At 69.9% G+C, this 14,768-nt stretch carries 16 protein-coding genes and 1 pseudogene; 6 read left to right on the forward strand and 11 right to left on the reverse strand.

Going from position 1 to position 14,768, the window contains the following annotated elements:
- Nucleotides 1–50 precede the first annotated feature (50 nt).
- The 3 genes from ACGFK0_RS35205 to ACGFK0_RS35215 are packed head-to-tail and all read right to left on the reverse strand — an operon-like array spanning nucleotide 51 to nucleotide 1,259.
- Complete coding sequence (locus ACGFK0_RS35205) at nucleotides 51–248, reverse strand: hypothetical protein (RefSeq protein WP_392912843.1); 198 nt, start codon at nucleotides 246–248, stop codon at nucleotides 51–53.
- A 17-nt stretch (nucleotides 249–265) separates the two neighbouring features.
- Complete coding sequence (locus ACGFK0_RS35210) at nucleotides 266–451, reverse strand: DUF397 domain-containing protein (protein ID WP_392912844.1); 186 nt, start codon at nucleotides 449–451, stop codon at nucleotides 266–268.
- Complete coding sequence (locus tag ACGFK0_RS35215; protein WP_392912845.1) at nucleotides 435–1,259, reverse strand: Scr1 family TA system antitoxin-like transcriptional regulator; 825 nt, start codon at nucleotides 1,257–1,259, stop codon at nucleotides 435–437. The genes ACGFK0_RS35210 and ACGFK0_RS35215 overlap by 17 nt, the downstream gene beginning before the upstream one ends.
- A 114-nt stretch (nucleotides 1,260–1,373) precedes the next feature.
- On the opposite strand from ACGFK0_RS35215, the gene ACGFK0_RS35220 reads away from it, so the two are divergent.
- Nucleotides 1,374–1,664, forward strand: coding sequence for a hypothetical protein (locus tag ACGFK0_RS35220; protein ID WP_392912846.1), 291 nt, complete (start codon nucleotides 1,374–1,376; stop codon nucleotides 1,662–1,664).
- 370 nt (nucleotides 1,665–2,034) lie between these two features.
- Here ACGFK0_RS35220 and ACGFK0_RS35225 read toward each other — a convergent pair whose 3' ends face one another.
- Both ACGFK0_RS35225 and gdhA read right to left on the reverse strand, forming a co-directional pair.
- Complete coding sequence (locus ACGFK0_RS35225) at nucleotides 2,035–3,129, reverse strand: STM4015 family protein (RefSeq protein WP_392912848.1); 1,095 nt, start codon at nucleotides 3,127–3,129, stop codon at nucleotides 2,035–2,037.
- Between the two features lie 172 nt (nucleotides 3,130–3,301).
- Entirely contained in the window at nucleotides 3,302–4,678 is a 1,377-nt protein-coding gene (gene gdhA, locus ACGFK0_RS35230; RefSeq protein WP_392912849.1) for an NADP-specific glutamate dehydrogenase, read from the reverse strand.
- Nucleotides 4,679–4,937: 259 nt separating this feature from the next.
- On the opposite strand from gdhA, the pseudogene ACGFK0_RS35235 reads away from it, so the two are divergent.
- Nucleotides 4,938–5,699 (forward strand): annotated as a pseudogene (locus tag ACGFK0_RS35235) (RNA-guided endonuclease TnpB family protein); the annotation flags it as partial.
- Between the two features lie 7 nt (nucleotides 5,700–5,706).
- On the opposite strand, the gene ACGFK0_RS35240 reads toward ACGFK0_RS35235, so the two are convergent.
- The gene (locus ACGFK0_RS35240) at nucleotides 5,707–6,102 is read right to left on the reverse strand and encodes a DUF488 domain-containing protein (protein WP_392912850.1); all 396 of its coding nucleotides are present in this window, start codon (nucleotides 6,100–6,102) and stop codon (nucleotides 5,707–5,709) included.
- Nucleotides 6,103–6,209: 107 nt separating this feature from the next.
- On the opposite strand from ACGFK0_RS35240, the gene ACGFK0_RS35245 reads away from it, so the two are divergent.
- Nucleotides 6,210–7,454 (forward strand): MFS transporter, encoded by a 1,245-nt coding sequence (locus ACGFK0_RS35245; protein WP_392912851.1) that lies wholly within the window; start codon nucleotides 6,210–6,212, stop codon nucleotides 7,452–7,454.
- An 18-nt stretch (nucleotides 7,455–7,472) separates the two neighbouring features.
- Here ACGFK0_RS35245 and ACGFK0_RS35250 read toward each other — a convergent pair whose 3' ends face one another.
- Nucleotides 7,473–7,835, reverse strand: coding sequence for a hypothetical protein (locus ACGFK0_RS35250; RefSeq protein ID WP_392912852.1), 363 nt, complete (start codon nucleotides 7,833–7,835; stop codon nucleotides 7,473–7,475).
- 85 nt (nucleotides 7,836–7,920) lie between these two features.
- On the opposite strand from ACGFK0_RS35250, the gene ACGFK0_RS35255 reads away from it, so the two are divergent.
- Nucleotides 7,921–8,118: a hypothetical protein gene (locus tag ACGFK0_RS35255; RefSeq protein ID WP_392912853.1), complete on the forward strand. Its 198-nt coding sequence runs from the start codon at nucleotides 7,921–7,923 to the stop codon at nucleotides 8,116–8,118.
- A gap of 62 nt (nucleotides 8,119–8,180) precedes the next feature.
- Here ACGFK0_RS35255 and ACGFK0_RS35260 read toward each other — a convergent pair whose 3' ends face one another.
- Both ACGFK0_RS35260 and ACGFK0_RS35265 read right to left on the reverse strand, forming a co-directional pair.
- Complete coding sequence (locus ACGFK0_RS35260; RefSeq protein ID WP_392912854.1) at nucleotides 8,181–8,981, reverse strand: hypothetical protein; 801 nt, start codon at nucleotides 8,979–8,981, stop codon at nucleotides 8,181–8,183.
- A 9-nt stretch (nucleotides 8,982–8,990) separates the two neighbouring features.
- Complete coding sequence (locus ACGFK0_RS35265) at nucleotides 8,991–9,248, reverse strand: hypothetical protein (protein ID WP_392912855.1); 258 nt, start codon at nucleotides 9,246–9,248, stop codon at nucleotides 8,991–8,993.
- Nucleotides 9,249–9,803: 555 nt separating this feature from the next.
- Here ACGFK0_RS35265 and ACGFK0_RS35270 point away from each other — a divergent pair.
- Entirely contained in the window at nucleotides 9,804–11,030 is a 1,227-nt protein-coding gene (locus ACGFK0_RS35270) for a PucR family transcriptional regulator (RefSeq protein ID WP_392912856.1), read from the forward strand.
- A gap of 101 nt (nucleotides 11,031–11,131) precedes the next feature.
- Here the strand turns inward: ACGFK0_RS35270 and ACGFK0_RS35275 are convergent, their stop codons facing one another.
- Entirely contained in the window at nucleotides 11,132–12,052 is a 921-nt protein-coding gene (locus tag ACGFK0_RS35275; protein WP_392912857.1) for an alpha/beta hydrolase family protein, read from the reverse strand.
- Between the two features lie 442 nt (nucleotides 12,053–12,494).
- Between ACGFK0_RS35275 and def the strand changes: the two genes are divergently transcribed.
- Nucleotides 12,495–13,034, forward strand: coding sequence for a peptide deformylase (gene def, locus ACGFK0_RS35280; RefSeq protein ID WP_392912858.1), 540 nt, complete (start codon nucleotides 12,495–12,497; stop codon nucleotides 13,032–13,034).
- A gap of 20 nt (nucleotides 13,035–13,054) precedes the next feature.
- Here the strand turns inward: def and ACGFK0_RS35285 are convergent, their stop codons facing one another.
- Nucleotides 13,055–14,701, reverse strand: a complete 1,647-nt coding sequence (locus ACGFK0_RS35285; RefSeq protein WP_392912859.1) for a CocE/NonD family hydrolase — start codon at nucleotides 14,699–14,701, stop codon at nucleotides 13,055–13,057.
- Nucleotides 14,702–14,768 lie beyond the last annotated feature (67 nt).

Below are 14,768 nucleotides of genomic sequence, written 5' to 3' on the forward strand. Positions count from 1 at the left end.
GGTGCGCCACTCCCGCATCACGGGATTCGAGCAGGTGTCCGCGTCGGCGGCTACCCGGCGTCGGTGAGGTAGCCCCGCAGGCCGGCCAGGTCGTCGGGGACGCCCCATGACTGGAGCATGGACTCGATCACCGCGTCGTCCCACGCGTCCGGGGGCAGGCCGGCGAGCGCCCGGACGACGTCGCGCTGCCGGTCATCGAGGTCCTCGAACGGTTCGAGCTCGTCGCCTGCCGTTGAATCATCCCGCACCGTCCTCAACACAAGCGCTACAGGTCGAGGTTCCCGGCCTTGATCTGGCCGACCAGAACCGCCAACGCGCCTGGCACGAGAGCCAGCCGCGGCCCCTCCGGGTCCTTCGAATCCCGGATCAGCGGAGCGGAGGTATTGGTCGAGACCTCGACGCACTCGCCTTGGCCGCCTTGGCTGTGGCTGCTCTTACGCCAATGAATCATCCCGCATCATCTCCATCGTCTTCCGGATCAGGCCCCGGGTGGCCTCTTCGGGCAGCGCATGGCATCTGATCTCGTCGAACCGAAGCGCCAGCCGAACGATCTCGCCCGGGTCTTCGATCAGTCTGCCACCGAATTGTGCTTCCACATACCCCACGCGGCCTTGGTCAGCCTTGTTGAGGAGCACCATCGCACCATCGAGTCCAGCGTGCCACCCATCGGTAATCTGGACTGCCTGTATATGTATATGAGGCATCGCTCCAACGTCGAGCAGGTACTGAAGCTGCTCCCGCATAACGTTCCCGTCAGGCCACCGGCGGAGAATGGCAGCGTGGTCGAGGACGACGAAGAGGTGGGGCAGATTCCTGTCCCGAGTAAGGATGTCCCGTCGTGACAGGCGCTGTGCGATGAAATCCTCATCCATCCGCCCCGGGGGTGTGGTGGCCCGCATGTAGCCCTCGGTCTGGAGTAGGCCAGGGATGTAGAGCGGTTGGAACGTGCGTATCTCAGTCGACTCGTTTTCATGGCTGATATACACCTCGAACCACTCGTTGAGGTGTTCTCGTTGGGCGTGGTACCAGAGGCCCTGGAACATCTCGCCGGTGTCGAAGAACTTGTCCAGCTTCATGCAGAAGTCTTCGTCGGGATGGTTCCGCCTGCCTTCGTAGGCCGCGATGGACTCGCGAGTCGTATAGAGCTCCTTCGCGAGGTCGTTCTGGCTCATGTTCCGGGCTTCGCGCATCAGGCGCAGCGTGTACGCGAGTTGGGCGCGCATGCTCTGGCGGGGGTCAATTGGGACAGAGGGGGGCATTTGCGATCCTCCACGGTTGGTATATCGCGAAGTACCACGTGATTGTGTAGCCACGATATGTCACGGGCGTCAACCTGGGAGTCAGAAGCCGCAATCGCAGCGAAGGTGAATCCGATGAGCGCGACGTCACAGGGAAACAAGATCGACGCATTCGAGCCATTGCCGGCGGTCGGGGAGCCGCCGGCCGGACGCTGGGCCGCGCCGTACCTGGCCGGAAGGACCGGCCTTTGGACGGTCCACCTCCGGCGACCGCTGACGCGCAGGCAGATCGACTCCGGTTTGGCGGACACGATCCGTGCCTCGACGCTGGAGGCGTTGGAGGCGGCCATGGAACGTCAAGACGAAGCGGCCGGAGAACTGAACGCGAGCCCGGACCCGGCGCCGACATGGTCGCGCCAGGGGTGATCATGCAGCCGGAATTCGGAGCGGTCCTGGTCTGGCTGCTGATCTACGGCGCGGTCTGCATGCTGTTCGGGTTCGGCCTGACCTGGCTGATCTGGCCCTGGATTCACCATCGCGGAACCCACCGCCGGAACCGTGCTCGTCTCGCCGTTCCCGCTCCCCGGCGCTCTCCGGCCCGTCCGGCCCGTCCGGCCCGAACTTCGGCGGCACGGCATTCCTTGCCACCGTCCCGCACCCGCCGTTCCAACGTCGCTAAAGGAGGAGGGTGGTCCATGTAGTTCAGATCGCGAGTGGGCGACGGGGCCCCGGTGACACCCCTGTGGAGCATGGCATCACCGGGGCCCTCCTCTTTCCTCTGTGGGCGGGGCGATACTCAGTCGACGATCGCCGGATAGATCGGCTCTTCCTCGTACTCGTACTCGTCGTCCTCGTACTCTTCGAGCTCCTGGCGCCCGCCGACGTCGATGGCGACTCCGGCCTCGGTGAACCGGCTGCGGATCTGCTCGGTCATCTCCTCCGACATGTGGTGGTGATGCAGATCGAGGCGGTCCAGGTCGAGGAACGCCGGAGTGTCGAGCAGAATCTGGGCGCCCTTGTCGGTGAGGGTGCCGAGCGAAAGGTCGAGGACGGACAGGCGGCCCGTGACGGGGGCATCGGCCATGGCGGCGACCAGCGCGTCGGTGTCCTGCCCGTTGCGCAGGCCGAGAGACGTCAGGGACGGGAAGGCCGCGCCCGCGAGCAGCGGAGCCAGGTCCTCCGGGGAGGCGCCGTCACCGTCCGCCGAGCCGAGGAACAACTCCAGGTGCTCCAGCGCCGGAAGATCCGAGGAGAGGACGCCGCGCACCACCACCGGATCGAGCCGATGGGTCTGGAACGTCAGGCGTCGCAGTTCTTTGTGCCGGGGCACGTTCCAGGCGAGCGTGAACGTCCCCCAACTCCCTCCGAACGTCATCTCGTCGGCCCCTCGAACGACGAATTCGCGTACACCGGGAAAGGCGGCCAGAAGCGGTGAGACATCGGCCTGCGCGATCCAGGAGTACCTGTCGGCCTCCTCGCGGGTGACCTCACCGAAGAACAGGGCGCGCAGCGCGGGGAACGCCCCGGCGTGCTCGGTCACAGCGTCGCGGACGGCGTCCACGTGGTCGTTGGCCGGACCGGGATCCCAGCAGTTCCTGATGATCAGCGCGGTGACGGCGGCGGTGTCGATCTCGGCGATGAAACGCTTGAGGTAGGTCCGGAAGTCCTCCTCGTCCCCGAACGGCATCAGCCGCAGCCGCCACGCGAACGCGCCCGGCTCGGCCTTCGCCGCCATGAACGCTTCGTCCGGCGGAAGCGCGTCGGGCTTGGGAAGGCCCCGCTCCTCCGCCTCGTACCCGGCGCGGACAAGCCGCGTGCCGAGCTCCTCGCATGAGGGGAAATCGAAGGTCCGCAGCCCCGCGAACTCAGGGAGGTGCTTGCGGTTCGGCATGCACGGGCTCCTCGCGACGACAGGTGCCGATCGACGACAGTGCCGATCAAGGTACAGCGCGAGCCCGACATCCCGCCGGACGACAACGGCCCCTGGGGCCGGGGACGACGATGCCGGCGCCTTCGCCGTTGAAGGCTGCCGTTCCGCCGGGCCGGGCGAGGCCCCGGGCGGGTTAGATCAGGCCCTGGGCGAGCATCGCGTCGGCGACGAGTTCGAAGCCCGCGATGTTGGCGCCGACAACGTAGTCGCCGGGGGCGCCGTAGCGTTCCGCGGTCTCGTAGCAGTTGTCGTGGATGCCGATCATGATCCCGGCCAGTTCCTCCTCGACGCGGGAGAACGTCCAGGACGCGCGGGACGCGTTCTGGCGCATCTCCAGCGCGCTGACCGCGACGCCGCCGGCGTTGGCGGCCTTGCCCGGCCCGAACGCGACGTCGGCCTGCTGGAAGATGTGGACGGCCTCGGGCGTCGTGGGCATGTTCGCGCCCTCCGAGACGGCCTTCACGCCGTTGCGGACGAGGGTCCTCGCGGCGGCGGCGTCCAGCTCGTTCTGCGTCGCGGACGGCAGCGCGATGTCGGCGGGTACGTCCCATACGCAGCCGCCGGGTACGTAGCGGGCCGAGCCGCCGCGCAGGTCGGCGTAGTCGGAGACGCGGCCGCGGTCGACCTCCTTGACGTGCTTGAGGAGGTCGAGGTCGATGCCCTTCTCGTCCACCACGTAGCCGCCGGAGTCGGACACGGTGACCACGTTGGCGCCGAGCTGCTGCGCCTTCTCGACCGTGTAGATGGCCACGTTCCCGGATCCGGACACCACGATCTGCTGGCCGTCCAGGTCCTCGCCGCGCCGCCTGAGCATCTCGGCCGTGAACAGCACGTTGCCGTAGCCGGTCGCCTCCGTCCGGCCCGCGGACCCGCCCCACAGCATGCCCTTGCCGGTGAGCATCCCCGCCTCCCACCGGTTGGTGACGCGGCGGTACTGGCCGAACAGGTAGCCGATCTCGCGGGTTCCGACGCCGATGTCACCGGCGGGGACGTCGGTGTGCTCGCCGACGTGCCGGTACAGCTCGGTCATGAACGACTGGCAGAACCGCATGACCTCCTCGTCCGAGCGTCCGTGCGGGTCGAAGTCGCTGCCGCCCTTGCCGCCGCCGATGCCGAGCCCGGTCAGCGCGTTCTTGAAGACCTGCTCGAAGCCGAGGAACTTCACGATCCCGAGGTTCACGGTGGGGTGGAAGCGGAGGCCGCCCTTGTAGGGGCCGAGCGCGCCGTTGTACTCGACGCGGAAACCGCGGTTGACGTGGACGCGGCCCTGGTCGTCCTGCCAGGGGACCCGGAACATGATCTGGCGTTCCGGCTCGACGAGGCGCTCTACCAGCTTGGCGGCGGCGAGGCCGGGACGCGCCGCCAGCACCGGCCCGAGGGTCTCCAGCACCTCGTGGACGGCCTGATGGAACTCCGCCTCGCCCGGGTCGCGGCGCAGCACCCTGTCATAGGTCTCCTCTAGGGACGACAACGTCTCGGGTGGGGCCGGCAGGCGGGGGGCCAACGGCATGTGGGGATCCCTTCCTCGAAGTCCCCTCCACTCTAAAACGTGTTCTTCACCGCCTGTGACGGGGCCCTTCGCAGGTCCGGGCCGCTGTGGCGCCGATCCGGGGCCGCGCGGCGCTTGCGGACGAGAACCGGGCCGCGCCCTCCCTGGGTGAGAGCGCGGCCCGGCGGGACGGGACGTCAGCGGCCCGGGCACTTCTTCCACGCGAAGTGGTAGGTCGTCTTGACGCTGCCGTCGGCGGAGTCGAAGGCCATGAAGCGCCTGGAAGCAGGACCCCGAGTTGGCGTTCCTGCGCGAGGTGTCCAACGTCCCGCTCCAGCAGTGCCTGCGCGCGCAGCAAAACGCCTTCACCAACTTCTTCGCCCAACGGTTTGGGTACCCCCGCTTCAAGTCCAAGCGCAAGTCGCGCAGGTCTGCGAATTTCCAGAACAACGCCTTCACCTTCCGCGGCGGAGAGTTGAAGCTGGCCAAGGCCCACAAGGACTTGTCCCGCAAGGAGAGAGGGTCGGCGAACCGGGACAAGGCCAGGGCACGGGTGGCGCGGATCCACGCCCGGATCGCCGACCGGCGTCGTGATCACCTGCACAAGCTGTCCACGAGGCTGGTACGCGAAAACCAAGCGCTGGCCATCGAGGACCTGACCGTGCGTAACATGCTCAAGAACCACTCTGTGGCGCGGGCGATCAGCGATGCGTCATGGTCGCGGTTGCGGAGCATGCTGGAGTACAAGTCCGGCTGGTACGGGCGGGATCTGCTGCTGGTCGACCGGTGGTTTCCGTCCTCGAAGCTGTGCTCTGCGCCCGGGTGCGGCCATATGCGCGACAAGATGCTGCTGAACGTACGGTCGTGGGCGTGCCCGCGATGCGGCACCGTCCACGATCGGGACGTGAACGCGGCAAAGAACATTCTGGCCGCCGGGCTGGCGGACAGATAAAACGCCTGTGGAGGGCTGGTAAGGCCAGCCCCGGAGAACTCCGGGGGGCACGGCCCGTTGAAGCAGGAACCTCAATCCCGCGAGGGATGAAACTCCTTCATTCAGGGAGGGGAGGAGTCACCTGGCAGTTCTTGCGAGAGCCGCCGTCGCGCAGCCGGGACGCCAGGACGGCGGCCTGGCTGTGGTCGATGTCCTTGGTCGCGGTCAGCAGGGTGACGGGCCCCTGACCCGCGGTTTCCCGCAGGCGGTCGAAGGCGGCCGCATGTTCGGGGTCGTCCAGCTCCGCCTCATAGCGGCGGGTGAACTCCTCGAACCGGTCGACGTCGTGGCCGTACCACTTGCGAAGCCCGGTCGACGGGGCGACGTCCTTCTCCCACTCGTCCAGGTGCGCCTTCTCCTTCGACAAACCCCGCGGCCACACCCGGTCGACCAGGATCCGCTTGCCGTCGTCGGACGAGACCGGGTCGTACACCCTGCGCAGTCGTACCTCCATGATTCCTCCCAGCCCCGTCTATACCCACGGCCGCACGTCCGCCAGCCCGCCGGCGGAACCCCGCCGATGCCGGGGTTTTGTCGGTGCCGGCGTCTAACGTCCCGGGGGTGGCGGACGCGGGCGAGGCACGGGTGCCGCTGTGGCGGCTCACTCCGGCGCAGCGGCTTCTCGAAGGGGGCGCGCTGCTGAACTCGCTCGCCTTCTTCGCGGCGATGCCGTTCGCGCCGCTGTACCTGACCGAGCACACGAGCCTGGGCAAGCCCGCGGTCGGCGCCGTCGTCGGGGCCGTCGCGCTCACCGCCGCGTTCGGGGGGCTGCTCGGCGGGATGATCGTCGACCGGCTCGGCGCGGTGCCGCTCATGCGGGTCGGGCTGGCCGGCTACGTCGCCGTGTACGGGCTGCTGGCCTCGGTCCGCGGAGCCGCGGCGATCATCGTGCTGTTCCTGCTGCTGGGCGGGGCGCGGCTGATGGTGGAGCCGGGCGCGAAGAAGCTGCTGTCGCATGCGGCGGACGACGAGGGCCGCATGTTCCGGGTGCGGTACATGACGCTGTGCACGGGCGCCATCGTCGGGCCCGCGATCGGCGGTGCGCTCTACCACGTCGGCCCGGTGGCGTTCTTCGCCGTCCCGGCCGTCTTCTACGCGTCCTACCTGGTGCTGGTGCTGGTGCGGAACCGTGATCTGGTGGCGCTCCAGCCACCCGCGGGCGAGGGCGGGGCGTCCTCGCCGTCGGCGCGGGAGTCGGCCGGGGCGGTCCTGCGGGACCGGCGGCTCCTCGCGGTCGTCGCCGGCGGGATCGTGGTCTTCTTCGTCTTCTCACAGCTGGAGTCGATGCTCCCGCTGTACATGAAAGGCCAGTACGGCGACAGCACCGAGGCCTACTTCGCCGTGCTGTTCATCACCAACGCCGTCCTCGCCCTGGCGTTGCAGGTGCCGATCGACCGGGTGTCGGGCAGGCTCGGCCGCAACACCATGATCACGCTGGGCGCGGTGAACTTCACGGTCGCGTTCGCGTGCTTCTGGGCGAGCCCCTGGAGCCTGGCGTGGCTGTACGCCGGGATCGTGTTCTGGACGATCGGCGAGGGCGTCCTGCTGCCGATGCCGGACATGGCCGTCCACGAGATGGCGTCCGACGAGCACAAGGGGGCCTACTTCGGCCTGTCGGAGGTCCGTCAGCTCGGGTTCTTCCTCGGCCCGTTCGCCGGCGGTTTCCTGCTGGACGCCGGGACCACGCCGTACTTCGTCGTCATGGGGACGTCCGTCTTCCTGTGCGTCCCGCTGCTGATGCGCAGAACCTCCCGGGCGCCGGAGAACGCCGGTGGGCCCGCGATGAAGGCGGCGGCGAGCGGCTGAGCCGGCCGCGGGGCGTGGTCACGGACGGGGGCGACGGGCACCACCTGGCTCCGGAGCCGAGGGCGTCCACGGTGGGCCGACGGGGCCGGTCGAGTCCCCGCGGCCGGTCACGTCCTCCGGGCCCGCCGGGTCCCCTCGGCCGGTGGGATCAGCGCGGCCGGCGGCGGTTCGGTGGGCGAACTCGGCGGCGGCGGTGCGGCGGGCGAACTCGCCGGCCAGGGCGCGGCCGAGGACGTCGTCGTCGGGACGGTGCCGTTCGAGGTATCCGAGGGCCTCAGCGAGCTCGCCGGCGGTCAGCTGCCGCACCGGCTTCACGGCCCAGCACGGAAGCGCGGGATCCGGGCGGCCGGCGGGCGGCGCGGCGCGCGGTTCGGTGTTCACGGTTTCGAATCCTTTCCTTTTCGGTCTGCGTAATATGCGGCGCGGCGGCAGGTGACGCATTCGGCGACTCGAATAGGATCGCCGCGTGCATTGGTGGAGCCAGCAGGCCTGTGATGCGGCCGCGGAGGCACAGGCCGCCGATCCCTCGCCGCAGAACCTCATGGCGGCCGCCCAGGTGCAGGCGATGATCTCGATGGCGGAGGCGCTGCACCGCATCGCCGCGGCCCTGGAGGAACAGGGCGCCTCCGAAATCGTCCCGCCAATGCCCGTCCGGCCGAAATAGCGCGGGGGAGTCAGCAAAATACCGGTGCACCCGCCGGGGGCACACCGGTATTTCACGGGGTTTCAGGCATCGCTGAACGACTTGCGTTCCGTCCTGCCGTTGGTGCTCGCGGCGAGGCGGGAGGTCTTGGCGATGGGCGGGCGGGGCGGGACGGTCTCCGTGCCGTACTCGGTGTCGGGCACCGGGGAGGCCGGACGTTCCTCGGGCGCGGCGGGGCGGGGCTCCTCACGCGGACGGTCCCGCAACCGCCGCGCGGCCTGCCGGAGGGCGCGCTCGCCGACGAGACGGGTCAACTCCAGTCCCCAGCAGTCGAGCTTGTCGGCGTCGGTGAGGTCGTCGCGGTGGCTGAGTTCGGCGGCGAGCCCGCCGAGCCGCTGCGCCTCCGCCAGGTCGAACTCGCGCATGAGGTGGCAGCACAGTTCGGCGAGGGCGGCGTGGTCGCGTTCGAACGACAGGCCCGACAGGTCGTTGTGCGACAGCCGGCTGAGCGCGCGTTTGCGTTCCAGTTCGCCGTCGGCGATCCGGAGGATGCCGTTGAGGAGGGCGATGGGGCCGGTGCCGCTCGACCTGCTCTGGGCGGGGCCGAACGACATGCGCAGGAGGGCCGCGGAGCCGACCCCGGCGGTGATCACCTGAATCACCGCGAGGCTCGCCGGAGGCGTGGTGACGGGCAGCCCGAACGTCCAGCCGGAGGCGGTCACCGCGATCAGCGCGACGATCGCGGCGCTGGCGTTGACGAAGACGAACAGCAGCCCGCCCGGTGACATCAGGGCGGCGACCGGCTTGTCGCGGTAGCGCGCGACGAGTTCGGCGAGGCCGATCGCGCCGCCGATCAGGGCGGCGAGAAGCATCTCGATGGTCATGACCTTCCTCTACGCGCTGCGGGCGGTCAGCCGGCCGAACGGGGACTCCTCGGGCCTGCCACGCCGCGACAGCATGGGCGCGGGACGCTCGGGACGCTGCCGGGAGGCGAGTTCGGCGCGCTCGACCTCCAGGAAGACCAAGAGCCATTCCGCGGGGCCGGCGGCGAGTCCGGTGTGGGTGCGCATCGTCTGCTCGCGTGCGCCGAGGAAGGCCAGGAGCCATCCGGTGGGCCCGGACGTCCGGGCGGCTCGAATTCGTGAATACATGGGGAGACCATTTCGCAGCCGGGCCTGGAAGTCGACTTCCGCCGGGTCAAATTTTCGCGGCGCGGTCCGTTCGTGAACACCTTTGGCGTTACGCCGGAAACGTCCCGGCACCGTCCGCTGATCTTCTCTCCATTGGCCGGTCGGCAATGCCGTTTGGACGGGGCCGGGAATTCCTTTACGAAGAATTCCGGTTGGGCCCGGCGATGGAGATCGCTTTTCAGGCGACGGTGAGCGTCTCGTCGCGGGAGACGATCGCGGCGTGACGGCCGCCGAGCGCGAGAAGTTCGCCGCGCGCCGCGCTCGGCGACGCGCCCACGGCCGAGGACGGTGTCGACCGCCGGCCGTCCGGGTGCCGGAGCCGCCGTGTGCCGGGGGGGAAGGGGACGGGCGGAGACTGTCAGCCGGTTGATAATCGGGCGGCGCCGAACCTTCCGTCCCGCATCTATCGTGGGGCGTCCTTACAACCGAGCCTGAAGGAACGGTATCCGGGGGGCTGGGGTGACCCCCGGGACGACGTCCAGAACGTTCGGGGGCCGGTGTTCCAGGAGGGCGCCCATGAGCCGGACCAGCCCGTCCCCTGCCTCGGACTTCCCGCTTTCCGATGTGCCGGTGGAGTTCGCCGATCCGATGCACCCCCATCTGGAGGCGGCGGCGGTGGAGATGATCCAGGAGATCCAGTCGCTGGTGCCCGAGTACGCGCGGCCGCCGGAGAGCCGCTACGGCCGCCGGATGCGCTGGGCCGTGCAGGAGAGCGTCCGGCAGTTCGTCGACGCGATCGGCCGGCCCGACATGGAGTGGGCGCCCGTCACCGCCATCTTCGAGGGGATCGGCGCGCACGAGGCCCGCAAGGGGCGCAGCCTGGACGGCCTGCAGTCGGCGATCCGCGTCAGCGGGCAGGTCGCCTGCCGGCGGTTCATCAAGGACGCGCGGCGCCTCGGCTGGTCGCTGGACACCCTCGGCAAGATCACCGAGTCGCTGTTCGTGTACCTGGAACGCATCGCCAGCGCGGCCGGCCAGGGCTACGCGCAGGCGCAGGGCGAGCTGGCGGGCGAGCGGGAGCGGTTCCGGTGGCGGCTCCGCGACCTGCTGGTCATGGATCCGCCGGCCAGTGCCGAGGCGATCGGGGAACTGGCGCGGGCGGCGGGCTGGCCGGCGCCGAAGACCCTCGCCGTCGTCGCGGTCGCTCCGGACCCGGCGCGGGACGTCCCGGTGCTGCCGCCCTCGCTCCTCGTCGACTGGCACGCCCCCGGCCCGTACCTGATCTGCCCCGACCCGGACGGCCCCGGGCAGGACCGGCTGCTCGCCGCGATCAAGGGGACGCGGGCGGCGGCGATCGGGCCGACCGTCCCGCCGGCCCGCGCCGCGCTGTCGCTGCGCTGGGCCCGGCGCGGGCTGGCGCTGGTCGAGCGGGGCGTGCTGCCCGGCAAGGAGCCGCTGCGCTGCCTCGACCATCTGCCGAGCCTGGTGGCGGCGCAGAGCGAGGAGCTGATCGACGTCGCGCTGAGCTCCCGGCTGGCGCCGCTGATGCGGCTGCCGCCGCACCGGCGGGACGCGCTGTCGCGGACGCTGCTGACCTACATGGAGAGCCGCGACAACGCGGTGGCGGCCGCGGAACGGCTCATGGTGCACGAGCAGACCGTCCGGTACCGGATCCGGCGCCTTGAGGAGATGCTCGGCGGCGTCCTGCTCGACCCGGGCCGCCGCATCGAGTTGCTGCTCCTCCTGCACTACCTGGTCCGGCTCGATTCGGGCGACCGGCGCCTGTCCCCCGGCGACCCGTAAGCTCCCGCCGGCTCGCGGGAGCGCACGGGAGAACGGTGGTGACGACCTCATGCCGGTCGTCACCACCGTTCCCGGAACCGGCGGGAGTCAGCCGGTGCGAGTCAGCCGGTGGGGCAGGTGCCCGTGTACTTGGCGATGCCGTCGCCCGGCGCCGGCACCGGGCAGAGGAACCGCTCGTAGCGGACGTCATCGTCGACGAACCGCTTCATCCACGCGATGCCGTACTTCGCGATGGTGGTGTGCGGCGAGTTGAACGTCATGTGCCCGGCGTTCCGCAATTCCAGATACGCCTTTTCGGGTGCGGCGGTAAGGCCGTTGAAATACGACTCCGCCATCGCGCCCGCCGGGGCGATGAAGTCGTTGTCCGCCGCCATGATCATCGTGGGGACCCGGACGTTCGCCCAGTCGTAGTCGGTGTTCCAGGGCGCGAGCGGAATCGCCGCCTGCAGTGACGCGCGTTCGTCGGCGGCCTCCAGCGTCCCGCCGCCGCCCATCGAATGGCCCATGACGGCGAGGCGGGACGCGTCGATGCGGTCCTTCACCTTGCTGTCGCCGGTCAGGTAGTCGAGCGCGGCGAGGAGCTGCTCACCGCGGGCGGCGGGCACGTCGAGGAGGCTGTTGGTCTCCAGGGTCATGACCACGAACCCCTGGGACGCCAGGCGCGGGCCGTACCAGCTGATCCAAGCCTCGGGGGAGACGAAGCCGGGCGATACGGCGATGGCGCCGAAGGTACCCTCGCCCAGGTCGGTCGGCGCGTAGATCGTGCCCTGGTTGAAGCCCTCTCCGCTGCCCGCCGGAACATCGATCTTCTCGATGTCGAACGGACCCTTTTCCGCCGTGATGCTCTCTTCCGTCGGCGCGGGGCCGCGCTCATACGGATTGGCGGCGAGCTGAATCGCCGCGGGACGTTCGGGGGCGGCGGCGTGGGCGGCTGCCGCGCCGCCGGCGGACAGGACGGTGCCCGCGGCGAGCACGGCGGCTGCGGGGAGCACTCGGAACGCATGCGCCAAATGTTCGTTCATCGGGGGCGTACCCTTCACTAGCCGAACCGCGATGGACGTGGAATTCGCGGTTCCAAGGATTCTGGGACGCCCGGCCGGCATTTACTTCTGATATGCCGACGCCTTTTTCGCGGCAGCCTTATAGTCAACTTACAAACGTCCCCGGAACGGACGGAGGGGCCACTTCCCCCGAAGTGACCCCTCTCCCCCCGTTCCGCTGTGTCGGCCCCGGCGCACACAACCACCGGCCGCTCCCCCCGAAGCGACTCGCGCCGGCCGTTCAGCGGATGCGTCGAAGGTAGCGAGCCGGGTGCGACGGCATCGAGGCTTCGAACCTCCCGCGTCGACGAGCGGGCCACGGTATGCGACGAACGGAACACGCTCCGCATCTGGGCGGGCGGCGGATCGATATTTGCTCCATCCTTGGGGGTAAGGACGTGGCGGGCTTGGAGGGGTGCGGGCGATGGCGGGACTGGTGCGACCGATCACGCTGGTGGGGACGCCGGTCCTGCATCGGCCCTGCCGGCCCGTCGAGGAGTTCGGCCCGGCACTGAGGGTACTGGCCGACGACATGTTCGCCAGCATGTACGAGGCGGACGGTGTCGGCCTGGCCGCGAACCAGATCGGTGTGGACCTGTGCGTCTTCGTCTACGACTGCCCAGACGAGGATGGTGAGCGGCACAAGGGGGCCGTCGTGAATCCCGTCCTGGAGCTTCCGGTGTTGGAGAACCGCCGCCTGGACGACGACGAAGAGGGTTGCCTTTCCGTACCGGGCCCGCACGCACGTCTGGCACGTCCCGACCGTGCGGTCGTTCACGGCTTCGACGTCACCGGAGGGCAGGTCACCGTGGCGGGGACGGGCCTGCTGGCCCGCTGTCTCCAGCACGAGACCGACCACCTTGAGGGCAGGCTCTACATCGACCGGCTGTCCGCCCGTTCACGCAAGAAGGTCTTGAAGGAGTTCGAGGCCCTCCGCGCGGAAGCCGACGCCCTGCCCGGTTGACGCCCTGCCCCGGTTGACGGTCAGCCGCTCCATACGGGGAGGTGGACGGCGGACGGGTGCGCCGCGTCGCCGAAGACCTCGAAGCGGGTGCGGTGGGACGCGACGGCCCGCCCGGCGGGTTCGCCGGTGCCGTGGTTGCGCGCGAACCGGGGGAAGGCGCCGCCGGCCAGCATGACGCGGAGCCGGTGCCCGCGCAGGAACCGGTACGCGGTCGGATGCATCTCGATCTCCGCCCGGATGATGCCGTCCTCCGGGGTGCCGTCGGATGGGGTGCCGTCCGGCGGGATGTCGTCCGGGTTCAGGCGGAGGATTCCGTCCGTGACATTCCTGGAGACGCCTTCGCGGTCGACGTCGCACAGGCGGATGAACAGGTCGCCGTGGCCGGTACTGGTGCGGACGTGGATCGTCGCCGAGACCGGGCCGATCAGGTCGAGGTCGCGGTCCAGGGGTGCGCCGGTGAAGACGACCACGTCGCGGCGGCGTTCGATGGGGGTGTTGTCGCGCTGTCCGCCCTTGCCCGGCGACAGCAGCGGGCCGCCGACGGTCGGCGTGGGGTCGAGAGGGTCATAGGTGAACGTGGAGGGGCCGGTGTCGGCAGCGCCTGACTCGTCCCAGGAGAGGCTTCGGGACAGGTAGAGCGGTGTGGGCTTGGTTTCAGGTGGAGGCCACTGGTCGAAGTCCAGCCACCGGTTGGCCTTCTGCAGGTGAAGCCTCACCGGTGCCTGACGCAGCCGGGCCGTGTCGCCGTTCAAGTGGGCATCGAGCCAGGACACCTGGTCGGAAAGCGTCGCGCGGAGGGCTCTCGTGTCGTGTCCCCATGGGCCGATGGTGATGCGGACGTGGCGGCCGGCGGCGTGCAGAGCAGCGAAGTCACGGAGCTGACCCCGGAGGAAGAGGTCCCACCAGCCCGTCACCATCGTGGCGGGCGCGGTGGTTCCGGGCACGGCGGCACTGTGGTCGGTGGCCTTCCAGAAGTCGTCGCCGGGCTCGGCGTGGGCGGTGACCTCACGGAGGAACGGTTCGGGACGTCCGATCGCGGCGAGGTCGGCCTCGCCCACCGGCAGGTGCCGCATCGCCCGGCGGACGCGCCTGCTGTGCAGCGGGCGCTTCATGTCGTCCCGGATGCCCATCGACGACGACCACACGAGCGTGTTGTGCAGGGCCAGCGCGCCACCCGGGTAGAACGAACTCACGAACTCGGACGCGGTGACGCCGAGCGCCACCGCCTCCAGCGGCGGGTCCGCGTAGGGCGCGACCGCCCACTCGGCGAACCCGAGGTAGCTCGCCCCTGCCATCGCGACCCGGCCGTCGCACCACGGTTGCGCGCGGAGCCATGTGAGCGTGGCGAGGCCGTCGTCCTTCTCGTTGTGGAAGGCGCGCCACTCGCCGCCCGATCCGCGGACGCCGCGGACGCTCTGGACGACGACCTGGAGGCCGCGCCGAGCGAGCACTCCCGCGAACAGGCGGATGACCGGCTGCCGCGTGCCGTACGGGGTGCGGATCAGCACGACGGGCAGGATCCCGGCTCCGCGCGGACGGTACAGGTCGGCGACGAGCGTGACCCCGTCCGGCATGGGGACACGCAGGTCACGCACCATCCCGACGTCCGGCGCCGGCGCCTCGGGGAGGCCGAGGACGCGGTCCGCGAGTCGTCCCAGAACGGCCATCGGACGCCCCCTTCGCATGTTCCCGATCGATCCCTGGTTCGGGTCGACCGGTGATCTAGGTCGACCC

The sequence above is a fragment of the Spirillospora sp. NPDC048823 genome (genome assembly GCF_043198445.1).
Classification (GTDB): domain Bacteria; phylum Actinomycetota; class Actinomycetes; order Streptosporangiales; family Streptosporangiaceae; genus Spirillospora.

Coding starts and splice junctions, on each gene's coding strand:
- ACGFK0_RS35210 (WP_392912844.1), bottom strand. CDS start 451: ATGATTCATTGGCGTAAGAGCAGCCACAGCCAAGGCGGCCAAGGCGAG.
- ACGFK0_RS35215 (WP_392912845.1), bottom strand. CDS start 1,259: ATGCCCCCCTCTGTCCCAATTGACCCCCGCCAGAGCATGCGCGCCCAA.
- ACGFK0_RS35220 (WP_392912846.1), top strand. CDS start 1,374: ATGAGCGCGACGTCACAGGGAAACAAGATCGACGCATTCGAGCCATTG.
- ACGFK0_RS35225 (WP_392912848.1), bottom strand. CDS start 3,129: ATGCCGAACCGCAAGCACCTCCCTGAGTTCGCGGGGCTGCGGACCTTC.
- gdhA (WP_392912849.1), bottom strand. CDS start 4,678: ATGCCGTTGGCCCCCCGCCTGCCGGCCCCACCCGAGACGTTGTCGTCC.
- ACGFK0_RS35240 (WP_392912850.1), bottom strand. CDS start 6,102: ATGGAGGTACGACTGCGCAGGGTGTACGACCCGGTCTCGTCCGACGAC.
- ACGFK0_RS35260 (WP_392912854.1), bottom strand. CDS start 8,981: ATGACCATCGAGATGCTTCTCGCCGCCCTGATCGGCGGCGCGATCGGC.
- ACGFK0_RS35265 (WP_392912855.1), bottom strand. CDS start 9,248: ATGTATTCACGAATTCGAGCCGCCCGGACGTCCGGGCCCACCGGATGG.
- ACGFK0_RS35270 (WP_392912856.1), top strand. CDS start 9,804: ATGAGCCGGACCAGCCCGTCCCCTGCCTCGGACTTCCCGCTTTCCGAT.
- ACGFK0_RS35275 (WP_392912857.1), bottom strand. CDS start 12,052: ATGAACGAACATTTGGCGCATGCGTTCCGAGTGCTCCCCGCAGCCGCC.
- def (WP_392912858.1), top strand. CDS start 12,495: ATGGCGGGACTGGTGCGACCGATCACGCTGGTGGGGACGCCGGTCCTG.
- ACGFK0_RS35285 (WP_392912859.1), bottom strand. CDS start 14,701: ATGGCCGTTCTGGGACGACTCGCGGACCGCGTCCTCGGCCTCCCCGAG.